The organism is Pauljensenia sp. UMB3104 (assembly GCF_030217285.1).
In the GTDB taxonomy this organism is placed as follows: Bacteria; Actinomycetota; Actinomycetes; order Actinomycetales; family Actinomycetaceae; genus Pauljensenia.
The window spans coordinates 1-413 of sequence record NZ_JASONN010000079.1 but is presented as its reverse complement, the minus strand read 5'-3'; the positions used below and the strand labels follow the sequence as shown (position 1 = coordinate 413).

Below are 413 nucleotides of genomic sequence, written 5' to 3'. Positions count from 1 at the left end.
GTCGACGATCTCGGAGAGGGCCTGCGAGCTCAGCTCGTAGGTGGCGGGAACACCCGAGAGGTTATGCAGCGTGACGTCGAAGTGCCACCCCTTCGTGCCGTCCCCCAGGTCCGCCTTGGGCCGGGACTGCTCGGGGGCGCCGACCACGGTCGGATACACGGACGAGGTCGTGGCCGCCAGGACATTCGTCAGGCCCGATCCCTGCTTGCGCGGTGAGTACGGGGCGCCAGTGTCCTGGAGCGGGTCGACGACGGGGGTCGCCGTTCCCATGATGAGGTTCTGGACGACATCGATCTTCTGACGCGCGCTCATCGAAGCAAACAGCGGATCGTTCTCAACGCGCTGCAGGACGACGGCGCTCACGCCCGCCATCTGCGGGGTCGCCATCGAGGTGCCGGACATGAACTCGTAGG

1 protein-coding gene is annotated in these 413 nt (G+C 66.8%); it reads right to left on the bottom strand.

The features are described 5' to 3' along the window. Positions 1–413 (bottom strand): S8 family serine peptidase (locus QP415_RS10835; RefSeq protein WP_285100060.1); only part of this gene is annotated, 413 nt, incomplete at both ends.